Below are 790 nucleotides of genomic sequence, written 5' to 3' on the forward strand. Positions count from 1 at the left end.
CTAAATAGCTGTTCCGAATAGTAGATCACTGGAGGAAGGGAACTCAGTCCAGTTTGTGCGATCTCATTAGTCGCCAAACAAAACAAGCCACACCCAAAGGACTGAGTTGATGCCTATCCTACCACCCCTGCCACGACCACAACGGCGCCGCATTCACAAAATCATCCATGCCACCCGTGATAAAGGGCATGCTCGTCGCTTGATGGCCATCTTGCTGTTACATGAAGGACGCACGGTCACTGATGTTCATCACCTTACCGGCGCTGCTCGCTCGACCATCGGCCGTTGGCTTCGATGGTATCGAGATGAAGGCATAGATGCGCTAGAAGCCTTACCGGCTGGCCGTGCCCCAGTCTTACCTGTTGCCAAGATTGTCACTTTACTGGTGCTGCTCATGCAGTTTTCTCCGCAAGATTTTGGTTATCAGCGCAGCCGCTGGTGTACCGAACTATTGGCTATCAAAATCAATCGGTTAACAGGCCTCAATATGGCAGCCTCCACGCTCCGTCGATGGTTACCGCGTATGGGCATTGTCTGGCGAAGGCCCGTGCCGACCTTGCGGATAAAAGACCCAGCCTATCAGGAGAAAATGGCGGATATCGACGCTGCGCTGGCCCGCTGTGATGCCGATAATCCGGTGTTTTATGAGGATGAAGTCGATATAGACCTCAATCCCAAATTAGGGGCCGACTGGATGTTCAGAGCGCAGCAAAAGCGGGTTGTCACGCCGGGACAGAACGCGAAACATTACCTGGCAGGCGTTCTCCATGCAGGCAACGGAAGAGTGCTT

1 protein-coding gene is annotated in these 790 nt (G+C 53.3%); it reads left to right on the forward strand.

All coding sequences use genetic code 11. The features are described from left to right. Positions 1-109: 109 nt before the first annotated feature. Positions 110-790: IS630-like element ISAhy2 family transposase (locus C3418_RS23780; RefSeq protein ID WP_103859395.1), on the forward strand; the 681-nt coding region annotated here is incomplete at its 3' end.

The sequence above is a fragment of the Aeromonas sp. ASNIH8 genome (assembly GCF_002919855.1).
Taxonomy (GTDB): Bacteria; Pseudomonadota; Gammaproteobacteria; order Enterobacterales; family Aeromonadaceae; genus Aeromonas; species Aeromonas caviae.